The organism is Chloroflexota bacterium (genome assembly GCA_016219275.1).
In the GTDB taxonomy this organism is placed as follows: domain Bacteria; phylum Chloroflexota; class Anaerolineae; order UBA4142; family UBA4142; genus JACRBM01.
In genome coordinates this window covers 61,186-73,847 of sequence record JACRBM010000007.1, presented here as the reverse complement: position 1 = coordinate 73,847, position 12,662 = coordinate 61,186, and the positions used below count along the sequence as shown (strand labels likewise).

11 protein-coding genes and 1 riboswitch are annotated in these 12,662 nt (G+C 55.4%); all 11 genes read right to left on the bottom strand.

All coding sequences use genetic code 11. From position 1 onward, the window contains the following. Positions 1-339 precede the first annotated feature (339 nt). Entirely contained in the window at positions 340-2,022 is a 1,683-nt protein-coding gene (locus HY868_01115) for an exo-alpha-sialidase (protein MBI5300707.1), read from the bottom strand. Positions 2,023-2,136: 114 nt separating this feature from the next. Continuing rightward, positions 2,137-2,222: riboswitch (cyclic di-GMP riboswitch) on the bottom strand. Positions 2,223-2,539: 317 nt separating this feature from the next. Next, on the bottom strand, positions 2,540-2,947 hold the full coding sequence (locus HY868_01110) for a nucleotidyltransferase domain-containing protein (GenBank protein ID MBI5300706.1): 408 nt from the start codon (positions 2,945-2,947) through the stop codon (positions 2,540-2,542). Between the two features lie 70 nt (positions 2,948-3,017). Next, positions 3,018-3,605, bottom strand: a complete 588-nt coding sequence (locus HY868_01105) for a hypothetical protein (protein ID MBI5300705.1) — start codon at positions 3,603-3,605, stop codon at positions 3,018-3,020. A gap of 397 nt (positions 3,606-4,002) precedes the next feature. After that, positions 4,003-5,373, bottom strand: coding sequence for a hypothetical protein (locus HY868_01100; protein ID MBI5300704.1), 1,371 nt, complete (start codon positions 5,371-5,373; stop codon positions 4,003-4,005). Between the two features lie 36 nt (positions 5,374-5,409). Continuing rightward, positions 5,410-6,252 (bottom strand): hypothetical protein, encoded by an 843-nt coding sequence (locus HY868_01095; GenBank protein ID MBI5300703.1) that lies wholly within the window; start codon positions 6,250-6,252, stop codon positions 5,410-5,412. Positions 6,253-6,524: 272 nt separating this feature from the next. Then, positions 6,525-6,908, bottom strand: coding sequence for a type II toxin-antitoxin system VapC family toxin (locus HY868_01090; protein MBI5300702.1), 384 nt, complete (start codon positions 6,906-6,908; stop codon positions 6,525-6,527). Beyond that, the gene (locus HY868_01085; protein ID MBI5300701.1) at positions 6,841-7,047 is read right to left on the bottom strand and encodes a hypothetical protein; all 207 of its coding nucleotides are present in this window, start codon (positions 7,045-7,047) and stop codon (positions 6,841-6,843) included. Before HY868_01085 ends, HY868_01090 begins: the two co-directional genes overlap by 68 nt. 279 nt (positions 7,048-7,326) lie before the next feature. Further along, positions 7,327-8,217, bottom strand: a complete 891-nt coding sequence (locus HY868_01080) for a CPBP family intramembrane metalloprotease (protein MBI5300700.1) — start codon at positions 8,215-8,217, stop codon at positions 7,327-7,329. Positions 8,218-8,276: 59 nt separating this feature from the next. Continuing rightward, positions 8,277-9,350: a hypothetical protein gene (locus tag HY868_01075; protein MBI5300699.1), complete on the bottom strand. Its 1,074-nt coding sequence runs from the start codon at positions 9,348-9,350 to the stop codon at positions 8,277-8,279. A gap of 15 nt (positions 9,351-9,365) precedes the next feature. Next, positions 9,366-11,159, bottom strand: a complete 1,794-nt coding sequence (locus HY868_01070; protein MBI5300698.1) for a M3 family oligoendopeptidase — start codon at positions 11,157-11,159, stop codon at positions 9,366-9,368. A 96-nt stretch (positions 11,160-11,255) separates the two neighbouring features. After that, entirely contained in the window at positions 11,256-12,632 is a 1,377-nt protein-coding gene (locus HY868_01065) for an MATE family efflux transporter (GenBank protein MBI5300697.1), read from the bottom strand. Between the last annotated feature and the right edge of the window lie 30 nt (positions 12,633-12,662).

Genomic DNA, 12,662 nt, shown 5'->3' with positions numbered 1-12,662 from the left:
TTCAATGCGCGAGACGCCATCGGCTGGAAGCCGACCGCGACCATGCGGAAAACCTGCTTCGCAGGTTGGATTCGCCCACAAACTGAACTAAACCCAGTCTGTGTACCCGGGATTTGTCAAAGTCAGTTCGCCCTTTGCCTCAATCGTCTCTCCGAAGGAGCGAGGAGGCAAATTCCTTCTCCCTACAAGGGAGAGGGCGACGGCGCGTCATTCAAGCGGCGTACTCGCCGTGTCAAAGACGCGCCGTCAGGTGAGGGTGACTAACGCGACTTGGACCACGCCCTAATAAAATCGCCTCGCGTATTTCTGCGCGAGGCGATGTGTTATCGGTGTCGAATTTTACGGTGTGACCTTGCTCACGAACACATCGGTGTTGCCAAATTGAGAACCACAATGTTCGGGCGGCGCGGGCTTGGTGCCAGGTTCGTGCGAGTACGGGTCCTGCCCCAAACGTCGCGCAACGCGGTCTGCCATGTCGCCGCGCACGACGGATGTGCCCGAAATGATTCGTTGATACTCATCTACCGCGGGGCAACCCACGCCGTTGCGTGCATCCGTGTAGATGAAGAACGCGTTCGCGTCGGTTGAAGCGAGCGTGTTGTAATCGCCGTAGAATTGACGCGCGAGATTGTTCTGCGCGCTGACGGCTGGGTCGGACGACGCGCTACTGATTTTGAGCGGCGCTGTCCAATTGCCGTTCGCCGGTTTGTTGACATACCAGGAATCAATCGCCGCGTTGCCGGCGCCAAACGTGTTAGGATTGATCGCTTTCAATGCTTGGTAGCCCACATCCACACGACCGTTGGGCGCGACATCCAATCCTTGGAAGAACGCGTACCCTTCGGCGGCAGTGCTCACTGTCGCGGGCGCGCTCCAAGACACGCCCTTGTTCGTCGAGGTGCTGACGACCACGCGCCCACCCGTTGCCGTACGATTTACCCACGCGGCGTACAATGTTGAACTCCCCACACGCGGATCCGCGGCGATGCTCAAGAACGAATCGGTGCGGAAATTCGCGCCGGGAATCGGGTCTTGAATGTCGGTCACAGTTCCGATCACCACTTCTTTCGCCCAGTTGTTGCCGCCATCCCGCGAAGCGGCGATGACCTGGGTATTGGCTTGTTCCCATGCCACGTACACACTGCCATCGGGACCGCTGCGCACGGCGGAACCTTGGCGACCATTGCCAGTCCCATTGTTGCCTGCCGGCGAAAGTTGCTTGGGTGCGGAAAATGTGTTGCCGCCATCCTTTGAAATCGCGACCATCACCGGCTCAGCCGGCGATTGCAAAGCCGAGCGGAATTCGGTCCAACTGATGTAGAGCCGACCAAAGTACGGACTGTTTGGATTGTTGTCCGCCCAAAGCGATTCCTTGTCGTTGAAATCGTTGGGATTGTTCTTGACGGTCGCGATGACCGGCGCGCTCCACGTTGTGCCGTTGTTGTCCGAGTACGCCACCGCGAGCAGTTCGGGCGCTTTGTTCGGCGGGTACGGACTGCGCCCGGTTTTGTACGATGCAAGGGTCGCATAATACGCGCGCGCGCCACTTGCATACGAGAATCCACCATTGCCATTCGGTTTGGGTCCAAAGACGATCACCGGATCGCCATCGGAAACGAGAGCACTGGCAATCCACCCGGCTTGGTCATCGAGCAGACCCAGGTTCGTCCAAGTGTTGCCGCCATCGGTCGAACGGTAAATGCCGGACGTGCCAACATCGGGGAAGAAGGAGCAATCATTTGCCGCGGCATTGGCGCCGCGCACGGGACCGGGACCGCACGGCGGTTGACGTTGCTCATCGTTCGAACCGGCTAACAGAATGTTCGGGTTCGTCGGATTGACCGCGATGGTGGGTTCGTTCTGTTTGTTGGTGGGAAACACCGCGGTGGTGTTTGAATTCGGAATACCTTGCACCTGCGGATTGTTTGCCTGACGATCTATGAAACTAGCGGCGCTGACGACCAGGACTGCCATGGCGGCGAGCATGGTTGCAAGCAACAGACTTTTGAGTAAGCGGTTCATGTTTTCCCCTTTCTTCGCTGATTAGATTGGATGCGTGTGTGAGATTGATTTGTGGGACTGGATGCGCCTGACCTCCTTTCTGCGACGCGGGAGAAAAATAAAAACCGTGACAACAAATATCACGGTCGGTTACGCCACTGGCTCTCCCTGGCTTTGGGCGTCCACTTGACAAGCCAGAGTTCATCGCCCCCGTCATGAGCAGATATTGAAAGGTGATTCAATTGCGATTGCTGGTGCGCCCACGATACGTGAATTACGGTTGTGAGTCAAGGGGGGAACTGGAAATTCTTTATTTGGGCGCAAAGTGTGTTTCCGAGGTTCGGTGTGGCAGTGCAATGTTCTGCAAGCCCGCAAAATTTTTGTGATGGTAAAAAACGAGGCAGAGTCGAGGGTGACTCCGCCGTGTTGTTTGTGCGGCATTGGTTGAACGCTCCGCGCGATGCCTGGTCTGCGTGCGTGAAATCTGCTCTGTGGGTTTGCGGCTTGGTATCCGTCGGATCGTGTCCGACGAAAAAACTCACGCAGGTCTGTCAAGCTCAGCCAGCCAGTTCAACGAACCAACGCGGTCGAATACGATTTGCATTCCATCCGAAATCACTTGCCGCGTCCCAGCATCCAACGGATGTTTTGCCCAAGCGGGTTGTGTGATGCCGAATTCGATTTCGAGTCCATCACGATACCAAACTCGGATCGAAGTGACCTTGCCCCATGCTTCCTTCTGCCATTTTGAGATCGCGCCGAATTGTTCCGCGAATGAAATGGAATTGAGATAGCGTTGCGGCTGGGTAGTGAGCACGACCAAATCCACATCCGAATCCGGGCGCGCCGTGCCGCGCGCATACGAACCGACCAGGAGGACGCCGGTGATGTCTGGTTGTTGTTCTGCCCAAGTTGTGAGGTGGGAGAGGAGGGTGGAGAAAGTCATGTCAGCGTGCTGCGATGTAGTCGTCTGATTCGGTTGGCGAAAGCACCGCTTATTGGGAGATGATACAAATTCATGTGTCTTGTTTCTTTCGATACTTACGAACTGTGGCTAGACGTATGAACAACTCAAGGGTTATGAAAGTATCGAGTCTATGTCTGGTCTGTTTTACAGACTTGGCGATACTTTTCAGTTTCTCTAAATCCATGTTTTCTTCTTGGAGCAATAATCCCTCTTTCCTTTTTGCTCGATGTTTTATCCTCTTGGCGGTTTCGGACGAATCTCCCCTTATCCAGAGCGAATGCGTTACCATATTGCGTTTCTCTTCAATACTGGCAACATCTTTGAGTAGAGTATCCAACTGGCGTTCAAGTCTTCCCAGAAGCGCAGTTTGTAATTTTTCATCGAGAGTTCTGGATCGAATCATATGTCGAGTTAACGCGCCGAAGGTGTCCACTTTGATTTTGAAAGACATTTCTGCGGTAAGAATCTTCGCCAATGTTGAGGCATCAATTTCAATAGCGTCATGTTGCATGACCAGAATCAGGAGTAAACTCAACCCATCGGTTAATGTGTGCTCAAGTACAGCAAATTCGATAGTGATTCTGCCTATGGCTTGAACAAATTTAGGGTTGATGCTAGGGTAACGTTCGATTTTCATGTTTGCCCTACTCTATTATCAATAGTGCTGTGCCGTAAACCGTTTCTATCCGCCACCGTGCTATTTTTGGCAAAATTAGGACGTGAAATTTTATGGTTCATTTGCAGGTTGTGTTTGCAGTGTTATACCAGGCACACGGTGCAAATAATTCATTTTGATTTTCCCAGAACACAAAACACCCACCGCCCGCCGCGCTCAAAACGCGCGCCAAGCAGTGGGTGCGAAAAAGTGTTCACCGATTCGATTGCGCGGGCAATAGTGAAACATACGTTGGCTCTGGTAACGATGGTTCAGAAATAACCTGGGGACAAGAATTTGCTTACGATTCAGACTATAGTCCAAACCGCGTCGAAAGTCAAAATCAATCTACCCAATTCTGAGTGTCTCCCAGTCAGGGTTATTGCAGATAGCCCGATCCATCAAAACGGAAATAGTGAAGCGTGGCGCTGTTGGCGTTGCCTTGCATCCAGGAAACCGTCCCGTCAACGCGCGTGCGGAACGAGTCATCGCGATTTCCCCAGACAATGCCCAATGACGACACCTCTTCCGGTCCCGCTAGGAAACTTCCATTCCCATCAATCACACTGAGCCAATAAGTGGCGTTGTTGGTTGTCGTCCAGCCAACCAAGTAGCGATCCGTTGTGAGCGTCGTGCCCAGGCGCGCGATGGTTGGATCGCGCTCGTAATCACCGGCCGTGTTCGTCAGCCAAACGTAACTGCTGGCGAAGGCATTGTTTATCGTCGCCAGTCCAACGCCCCGCCCAGTATAGCCAGGGCGATTGAGTGCGTTGAACACCAGTTTCCAGGTCGTGTCACTGTGCGCGATCTGCCCCAATTGGGATGACGTACTGCCGCCGCAATTGCCATCGCCGGCATAGACGCTTTGACTGTCGTTCAGCAAAATTCCCTTCGAGGCATAACAATCACTTGCACAAACCGGCACAAACTTGTTCAACCCAGGATGGTAATTGACCGGTTCAGCCAGCGAATGGGAACAGCCCCATTGCCATCCGCCGGACTGGATGACGCCGCTATCATTTATATAGGTGAACTGATCGCCTTCGTGTCCCTGCACCCAGCCCGAATCTCCATGTACGCCAAAGTAGGCGGCGTACAAACCATTACCATAGGTCAGCCGACTATCGCCAACCCAGCCGCCATTGTAACTCGTCAAGGGATCGTCAATGCTGGTTTTCCAAATCTCGCTGCCGTCCGCATTGCGCTTGGACAGCCACATGATTTTGGAACTGGGATCCCACAACAGGATCGCAAACTTGCCGTCGCTGTGCGCGGTCAAGCCGCGGACATACTGGGCGGAGAAATTGTAGGTCTGGGTGATGCTGTTATTGTTGATGATGCAGACGTGCCCGTTGCCGCTCGCGTCCGTCCATCCGACCAACGTGTTTCCATTTGCCAATGGCTCATGATAAAGGCGCGGTCCGATGGCGCACCCGCCCCAGGTGCAGAAACTGCCGATGTTGGCTTCGAGTAATTGGGGTAACGTGACGACGATGTGAGTGATTTTTGGTTTGAGGGTTCCGCCGATTCCGCCTTGAATAAACGGCAGAAAATAGTACGCTGTCGCGTTCGGAGCACGCGCCAAACTCATCGCGCGGTCACCTGATGCCATCGTTGATATGCCAGCCCATACGTCTTTGGGTGTGATCGGCAGCAGGAATGAGACGAGTAAAATTGTCAGCGAGCATAGCGCGATCAAGCGCCACGGAATTCGTTGTGCGCGCGGTCGTGTAGTTGTTGGCTTGTCCAAAGTTTGCATCTCCTATCAAATTCTATAACCCCGTGTTTAGTAATTTTTTCCGATCACCGGCAGAAACCAGCAGTGCGGGATGACGCTTGGACTGGCAGTGATTTTGTAGGTGTATGTGTGCATGAGTGTGTCCGATGCCGCCCAGAATCCAACGTTATCGTCATTCGGATTAATAGAGGGTGTTATCCATCCAGTCACTTGAAGCGGTTGGTCAAGCGTGATATCAATCGAAGGCGCATTGATTTTCCAGCTAGACGTGCCGCCCTGGATTCCGAAAAACTGAGTGATGACCGGCGGCTGGATGACCCAACCACTTGAAGGAATTGGATACAGGTAGCAATCGGCATAAACGGCTTGGGCATCCCATTGCGTTGACGAAATATGCATCGAAGAGAGCGTCGCCGGTTTGAATGCCTCGCCCGGCTTGGAATCAATTGGAATGTTGCCAGTTACTGTTGTGACCACTATCGCGCTAATCATGCTCGATATGGGTGGAGAAATTGTCACAGTCGAGGAGACATTGAGACTTGCGATCGTGCCGGTGATGGACAAGACCAAATCCTGATTCACGGTTTGCCAAGTTGCCGAGATGGGTGCGCCATGATGATACGTTCCACTACTCCAAAAGGCGGGCATCAAGACAATGGAGGTGCCCCAACCGGAACCAGGTCCATAGTTCATTCGCAAATAACTATCGGTGAGGTGAAGCACGCCGTATTGAGGAAAGTCAATCCCACTGCCATACGCGATTTGGATTTCATTGCCAACCTGATTCACACTCCAGCTTCCATTCGGCGCGCTGGTAACTGGTTCGCTGATGATGACAATCAAGAGGATGTTCAGCCCCATGAAGCACAACCCCAGGATTTTCGATGTCATTTCGTCCTCCAGTCCGCTGTTTCATTCCGGCGCATGTTAGAGTCGAGTGAAAATAAAACAACACCCACCGCTCGCCGCGCGTCGTCACGCGCGCCAAGTAGTGGGTGCGAAAAAATGTTCACCAATTCGATTGCACGGGCAATGTTGAAACATCCGTTTCCTTGGATAACGGTGATTCAGAAATAACCCGGGGCAAAGATTAGTTTACATTGCAGAGTATAATGCCAATTCTTGGGAGAGTCAAAATGAAGGACAGGTCGAATAGCTCAACATCACCAAGTAGCTGCCGTCAGATTCTCAAGTTCGCTAAAATGCGCGTCGCGGGTAATCAAGGTCAAGTCATGCTGAACCGCGATTGCCGCAATCCAAACGTCATTCTCGGGCATCGGTCGCCCTTTAGTTTTCAAAGCGTTTTTGATTTCTCCATAGCGGCGCGCAGTTTCTAGGTCGCATCCCAATACAACGCTATTTGTTGCGAATTCATCCACGCGTGCGAGATTCTCTTTCGCGCGTTCTGATTTCCGCACGCCAAAATACAACTCGCCCGTTGCAATGCTGGGAACAAAAATTTCGTCAGCTTGCGCGAGGTTATCTTTGATGGCTGACTCGCCAGCAAAACGCGCGATGATAATATTCGTAAGGTATTGTGCCTGCAAAGCGCAACAGGTGTTGCCCAGGTACGCCATGTGGAGCAGACGAAGCAAGCGCACGCGTGAATTCAAGCACACGCCACTGCAATTCGTTCGGTAGCGCGCGGAGTTGTTCGATCACTTTATCTGCAATCGGAGTATCCATTTTGTCCTCTTTATCATTGATAATTGTACACTGAAACCCGATCGGCGTAAATGTTCGCACCAACAAACCACGGTTTTTCTAAAGTCATTTGCAGACCCATCCCCCTGCCCCCTTCCCTTATAGGGAAGGGGGTTGGGGGTTAGGTTGGCAAGTGAGTCAAGCGACGTTTGAAAAGCCGCACCAACAAACACACTCACCATACTGCGAACACGCGACGCGGTCAAAATAATCAAGGTAGATGATCTGCTCCTGCGACTTGTCAAAAACGCGTGCGTGCCATCACTGGGTTGGTGCGCGTCGCCACACAAACAGCCCAACGTAAAACACAATCGCCATCGCGATGAACGACGCCAAGCCAAACGGCGCGTCCAGTGTTTTGACCATGAACAGCGAGGGCGTGTTCAACGCGCTGACCGTATAATTGGCGACGAGCGCGGTGAACACATTCACCGCCGTGTGCGCGCCCATCGCTAATTCGAGCCGGCGATCTTGCAGCGTGATGAGCGAAAACAATATCCCGACCAAGAAATAGTACGCCGGCAATAGCAGCGGGTCAACGCTCACTTCAGGGTTGAACAGATGCAACGCCATAAAAATCAAACTGCTGATGATCGCGGCGATGAACGGTCGGCGGAACCACAATCCCAGCCCTTGCAAAAGATACCCGCGGAACATCAATTCTTCGCCTATCGTTTGAATCGGAATCAAGATCAACACGAGCGGCAGGAACTTGAAAAACTCGACTGGCTTGAAAGCGAATTCATAACGACCGGGAAAGAGCACGGCTTCCGCTATGCTCGCGAGCGCAGACAAGAGGAAAAAGAAACCAAAGCCGACGGCAAAGCGTTTCCAATCCACGCCCGCGCGCGGCGTGATGAGTGATCGCACCGGACGCGAATGAATTACGCGCACGGCGATCAACACCCCCGCGCACAATGCCGCCGCGCTCAACATCAGAATGACAAACAACCATGCTGGGTCAACGCCGACGATCCGTCCCGTAAGCATGTCCAGTTGCGTGTTTGGATCGCTGTCTAGCATGACGAAGAGGACGAGACCGATACCCAGCACGAAACTTGAACCCAGCCAGACGACCAGAATCGCGAACAAGGATAGTACGTACCGCCACCATTCGTTCTTTCCTTCGCGTGCGAGAGTGATGTACTCCATCGAAACCTTTCGAATGGCGATGTTCCTATCGCCAATCCGTTTGTCGGTGATCCGCAAAATCAGTACACCAGAAAATCCGGCGTGCAGTAGCGTTCCATCCACGCGAACGGATGATGCCACTTGAGTCCCTTGTGACTCGGACCGATCGGACCCGCGTGCCCTAGTTTTCCCAGGATGCGAACGCCCCACGAACCGGGAAACGCCAACCATTTCTTGTGCTGCCACGCTGGCGCGTCACTCTCTGGCGGACCGACCGGATCGGGCAAGAGTTCGACGCGCGGCGCGATGGGCGCGCACACCTTCGCGTCCGGCACGCGGTCGGTACGCGTCGTCGTGAAATTCACATTGAGCCGCACGCCGATGAATGGAATGATAAATCCCGGCACGGTTGTCATGTAACCCATTGCCACATGCTGAAAGTACGACGCGTGTGAACCAGCGGCGACGTACACCAACGCGTGTGCGTCGCGTGCGCGCTCGACCTCCGACCAGTGCCGGCGTTTACCGGTTTCGTGCGCGTAAAAACTCGCGCCGACCGCGCGATAATCGCCGTCCGCATAGCGCAAGAAAACGCAGACGCCTTCCCAATCGCCCTCGTGTTGATTCGCCCAATCGTCGTAGTAATAGCAAAACCAGTACTGGATCGCGAGATCGTCGTCTGACGCATTCGCCGGTGTAAAGAACGGTCTGCCCACTTCATCGGGCGCGGGCACACCCGCTTTGTCGAGATCCGTCGCGCGACGCGTCGCCAAGTTCGCTTCGCCGCGTGTTTGTGTGCGCGCGTACGCGATCACCGGCACGCGCGCGCGGTCCGCGCGCGAGCGCCCGACGAGATCAAAATACATTTTCCACGCGTGTTCGCGATTGGGGAGGAGATGATCGAGGAGAATCAGTTGATCGTTCGGCGCGGCGGTCGCCAGCGCATCGAGCGTAGCCGGTTGGCGTGGTTTGAACAGACCCGCGGCAAGCGAACCTTTTTCCAGCAACAGCTCGATGCCGTGCGGGTGATAGTCGCCAATGCTTGGCGCGTTTGTCCCAGGTCGCGCCAGCTCGGGCGACTCGGGAAACAGGACGAGGTGTGGCGCAAAGCGTTGCGCCAGTTCGTCACGTGCTTGCCAGTCTAGCGTGGGCATGTTTACCTCGCGCGATTAGGCGACCAGTTTTTCAAACTCGGCAACATCTTGCCGAACCACGTCGAGACTCGCGCGCCAAAAGTCCGGCGTGCGAAGGTCAATCCCGAAACGCGCGGCAAGGTCGGCGGCATTCGCCATTCCGGTGGACGCTAACAAATCGTCGTACCCCGCTTTGAATTTCGTTGCGTCGTCGAGATAGCGCGCGTACAAACCCAGCCCAAAAAGCAAGCCGAACATATACGGAAAATTGTAGAGGGTCGCGTTGTAATAGTGCGGCTTCAGCGCCCACATGTACGCGTGCAACGCGTTCGCATCGAGTCCATCGCCGTACGTATCCCGTTGCGCTTGCAACATCAATTCGCAAAACTCGTCCACGGATAATTCGCGTTTTTGACGTTGATCGAACACGCGTTGCTCGAAGAGAAAGCGGCTCGAAATATCCACGACGACCTGGCACGCGTCTTCCAACATCGCTTCGAGGATCACGATTTTTTCTGGCGGGTTGGCGTCTTGCATCGCTGCGCGCGTCGCGAGCCGCTGGCAAAAAATGCTCGCGGTCTCGGCGAGCGTCATCGGCGTTTGCCGTTGTAACATCGTGCGCGAGGCGAGATTGAAATTGTGGTACGCGTGACCCAGTTCGTGCGCGAGCGTGCCGACGCCGCCGAACGCCGGTTTGAAATTCGAAAACACGCGCGATTCATCTTGACGGATCGCCATGCAGAACGCGCCGTCGCGCTTGCCGAGCCGCGGCTCGGCGTCAATCCATCGCTCGCGGAACGCGCGCGCGCCCAGTTCGCCCATGCGCGGCGAGTACGCGCGAAACGTCGCGACGATGAATTGTTCGGCGTCGGCGAACGACCACGCGCGTCCGCCGTCGCCGACCGGCGCAAAGAGATCGTACCACGCAAGCGCGGGCAAATCGAGTGCGCGCGCTTTGGCGTGGAGGTAACGCCGAAAATCTGGGAACGATTCGTGCGCCGCGGTCATCAGCGCGACAATCGTCGCGCGGTCAATGTTGTTTTCGAACAACGCCACGTCGAGCGGCGATGCCCAGCCGCGTCGCTGGCTCAACAAATTCGTCGTGCCTTTGACGCTGTTCAGCGCGGCGGCGAGCGGCACGGCGGCATTCTTCCACGCGGCGAGTTCCGCGTCGTACGCCGCGCGGCGGATCGCGCGATGCGGGTTGGATGCGAGATTTCGAACCATGCTCATCGGCAGGGCTTGCGTCTTGCCGTCCAATTCGACGTGAACGGTCAACTGGGACGAGAATGTGCCGTGCAGTTTTTGCCACGCCGTCGCGCCCATCAAACGCAATTCTGCCGCGAGGGTTTCTTCGGCGAGCGACATTTGATGTTGCGCTTCGATGCGCGCCTTAGTCAGCATGAACGCGTGATCGCGCGCGACCTGGGATTGCGCGAGGAGCGCATCTACATCGAGCGAGCCGAGCCACGCGCTCCAGCGCGTGCCGAGCAGTTGCGTGCGAACCTGGGATTGTTGCAATTCGCTCAACGTTGCCTGCGCGCGATTATCGCGCGAGTCGGTCGCGACAAAACTGTTGATGTACGTGGCGACCGTGCGCGATTCGTCGAGCAACGCGTTGAGTTGGTTGATCGCTTGCTCGAACGTCGTCACCGTTTCCGCGTCGAGCGGCAGGGGGGCGCGCCGCGTGATCTGGTGCGCGTCGAAGAACTGGGTCAACCGATCTATGGATTCTAAAACGGATTTGAACGCCGCGTCGAACTCGGGCGAATCGAGCGCGGGGAAAATCGTGCTCATATCCCAGTGGGGCAGAGCGGATGAACTGGACATCGTTGTCTCCGGGTGCGTTGTGAATTTTTCACAACCACACAGAATATATTCGGTATGCTTCCGTGGTTACCATTATACGCGATTCTAAAAACGCGTCTATGCCTCGCTCGCGCGATGATGCTGGCGCGCGAGATTGGTGATCCACTTTTTGGAAACGAAACGCCAGGTCGCGAGCGTGCATTTGGTCACCTCGTCGCTCAACGTCAAGAGGTACACCCAGTACACCGGCAAATCGAACATGAACGCGCCCGCCGCCGCGAGCGGGATGCCGATCATCCACAACGGCACGGTGTCAATCACCGCGCTCACGCGCGCATCGCCGCCCGCGCGCAACACGCCGACGATATACATCATGTTCGACGCTTTGACCCACAACGTCAATGCCATGACCGTCAGCACCGCGCGCGCGAACCGATGCGTCGTCGCATCAATCTTGTAGAAACCGAGTAGCCCATCTGCGCTCAAAAAAATCGCCGCGCCGGTCAACACGGCGAGCGCCAACACGATTTGTAAAAAACGCGTCGCATACTCGAACGCCTTGTGTTCTTCGTCCGCGCCGATGCGATTGCCGATCATAATCGCGGCGGCATTTGCCAATCCAACGAATGGCACGTACGCCAAATTCTGAATCGTCTCGGCGATGCTGACCGCCGCGACTGCCTCGGTCCCGATTCTGCCGTAGATCAAACTGTACGTCGTGATGCCGAACGACCACACGATTTCGTTAGCGGCGACCGGCAACATCGTCTTGAGCACGCTCGTCAAAAAGCGCGAATCGAACGCGAACAACTCGCGTAGCCCTGCCGCCGCGACCGATTGCCGCGCGTACGTCGTCGTGAGGATCAATCCGCATTCGAGCCAGCGCGCAACCACCGTCCCGATCGCGCTGCCTTGCACGCCGAGCGCGGGCAAACCGAACGCGCCAAAGATCAACGCATAGTTGATGACCGCGCCCAGCCCCAACGAAAAAACGCTGATCGTGACCGGCACGCGCACATGTCCGGTACTGCGCAACGTGATGGCATAGCCGGTCGTGAGCGCAATCGGCAGATAGCTCCATCCGGCGATTCGCAAAAACTCACTGCCGAGTACGATCACGGCGCGGTCGCTCGAGTACACCCCGAGCGCGAGATCGGGGACGACGAGCGCGACGAACGTGAACGCGCTTGCGCCGAGCGCACCCAAGCCAAGCGCCACGCCGAGCACGCGACGAATATTCGCAATGTCGCGCGTGCCCCAAAACTGCGCGACGAAAATCGCCGCGCCGCTGCCGATACCAAAGAGAAACAGTTGCATCAAAAACGCGATTTGTCCGGCGAGTCCGACGGCGGCGACGGACGTTTCGCCCAGTTGTCCGATCATCATCACGGTCACGAGACCGAGCAACGAAAAGATCAATTGCTGGAGCGCGATGGGCAACCAGAGTTTCAACAACGTCGCGAAAAAATCGCGGTCGGCGAAAAATGTCTGCACGAAAATCCTTTGCGAAAGAAAATCCGAAGG

Bases quoted from the DNA above. Each gene is read 5' to 3' on its own strand.
- HY868_01110 (MBI5300706.1), bottom strand. From the start codon at position 2,947: ATGACTTTCTCCACCCTCCTCTCCCACCTCACAACTTGGGCAGAACAA.
- HY868_01080 (MBI5300700.1), bottom strand. From the start codon at position 8,217: ATGGAGTACATCACTCTCGCACGCGAAGGAAAGAACGAATGGTGGCGG.
- HY868_01115 (MBI5300707.1), bottom strand. From the start codon at position 2,022: ATGAACCGCTTACTCAAAAGTCTGTTGCTTGCAACCATGCTCGCCGCC.
- HY868_01075 (MBI5300699.1), bottom strand. From the start codon at position 9,350: ATGCCCACGCTAGACTGGCAAGCACGTGACGAACTGGCGCAACGCTTT.
- HY868_01105 (MBI5300705.1), bottom strand. From the start codon at position 3,605: ATGAAAATCGAACGTTACCCTAGCATCAACCCTAAATTTGTTCAAGCC.
- HY868_01095 (MBI5300703.1), bottom strand. From the start codon at position 6,252: ATGACATCGAAAATCCTGGGGTTGTGCTTCATGGGGCTGAACATCCTC.
- HY868_01070 (MBI5300698.1), bottom strand. From the start codon at position 11,159: ATGTCCAGTTCATCCGCTCTGCCCCACTGGGATATGAGCACGATTTTC.
- HY868_01085 (MBI5300701.1), bottom strand. From the start codon at position 7,047: ATGGATACTCCGATTGCAGATAAAGTGATCGAACAACTCCGCGCGCTA.